Genomic DNA, 1,760 nt, shown 5'->3' with positions numbered 1-1,760 from the left:
ACCATCTACCACTATAGCTGCAGAAGTTTCATCACAAGAAGTTTCCAGGGCTAACATTGTAAATCCTTTTTTAACTACCATTTTTTTCACCTCTAGATTACTTTACCACAGTTTTTAGTATCTCAAACATAAATAATATTGCTGGTTAAAAAACAAGCCTATTAAATGCAATAGAGCTAGAGTAAAATTACTGTAGGAAAAAATAAAGAGAGCAGTCCCTGTATGTTATGATTAAGTCGTCGAAAATCAAAATATACAGAGAAAGGACTACTCTCATGAACATTATACAGGAAGCATTAGAAATAATCATTATAGCATATCAAGAAAATTTACAAAAAGCCTTGAGTGGTAACATAAATTTCAACGAATTTACTAAGAACCTAGAAACAGAGCTACATAAAGCAGGTACCCTTATGGTAGGAGAGGCATTAGAAACTTTAGACAGAACCGTGAAAGAAAGCAAAGATAGAAAGAAGAATTGGTATGTTGAGCGAATTAAAGATATTAACTCCTTAGCAACCACCATGGGACTGGTAACCTACAAGAGGACATATTACACCCATAAGAAAACCAAGGAGTATGCATATTTATCTGATGAACTTGTAGGTATAGAAACACATCAGAGAAAAGACCTAAATGTAGCTACAATGCTTGTATCAAAGGCAACCGACAAATCTTACCAACAAGTGGCAGATGAGACTTCATTCTGTGGAATTCATAGCAAAACTACAGTAATGAACGAGATACGCAAACTAGGAGCAATTCCAAACGAAGCTGTAGCTATAGATAAAACAAAGCGAGATACGCCTATCCTCTATATCGAAGCCGATGAGGATCATGTGGCCCTTCAAAACGGGTCTAAAGACATAGTAAAGATCATTTATGTTCACGAAGGAAGGCAAAAAATCTCCAAAGGGCGTAATAAACTTTTAAATGTACGTTATTTTACCGGTGCAAAGCAGAGCAGCGAAGAACTATGGCTAGACGTAGCCAAGTACATTGACGAGGCCTATAATAGCGAAACAATAACCAAAGTATTCATTTCAGGAGATGGAGCTTTTTGGATTAAAGAAGGTCTTAACTGGATAGCAAAATCAGAATTTGTACTAGATAAATTTCACTTGGCAAAATACATAAGGGCAGCCACCGCCCATCTAGATTATACTAGAGAACCCTTGTGGAACTATATTTATCAGGGTATGAAAAATGCAACTGAAGAATTATTTGATATCATGTTAAGTAATACCGAAGATCAGCATAAGCGTAAGGTCGTACTTGACGCCAAAAAGTATGTTCTAAACAACTGGAAAGCCATACAACGCCAAGAAAGTAGAGAATATATTGGATGTAGCGCAGAAGGACATGTTAGCCATGTATTATCGGATAGACTTAGTTCCAGACCTAAAGGTTGGTCCGAGGATGGCATGGAACAAATGGCAAGACTCCGTGTCTTTAGCTTTAATGGCGGGGATATTAGTGAATACATGATGAAGAGAAAAGAGACGCAAATCAAAGAAAAGCGTGTTATTAAGCTAGATGCTCGTATCATAAAGAAACATCACCGGATTAGCTGCGAAACCCTGGATAACATAACCATAATGAATATTGGTAAAACAAATTCAGCTTCAAAGTGGTTGAAAGCTGTTCGAGGACTATAATGTGATAACAAAGGGGAAAATATTTTTTTATTTTCCTACAGTAAGTTGACACTATCCTAATTTATATCTCACCTTGCTCTGTTTTTTAGGTTATGTTATACT

At 36.3% G+C, this 1,760-nt stretch carries 1 protein-coding gene; it reads left to right on the top strand.

What is annotated here, in order from left to right:
- The first annotated feature begins 275 nt into the window (after nucleotides 1-275).
- Complete coding sequence (locus Q7P22_RS09195; protein WP_303863482.1) at nucleotides 276-1,658, top strand: ISLre2 family transposase; 1,383 nt, start codon at nucleotides 276-278, stop codon at nucleotides 1,656-1,658.
- Nucleotides 1,659-1,760: the final 102 nt, after the last annotated feature.

Source organism: Alkalibaculum bacchi, assembly GCF_937875145.1.
Taxonomy (GTDB): domain Bacteria; phylum Bacillota; class Clostridia; order Eubacteriales; family Alkalibacteraceae; genus Alkalibaculum; species Alkalibaculum bacchi_A.
Note: the sequence above shows the minus strand (reverse complement) of the source record. Positions and strands in the feature narration are given on the sequence as shown.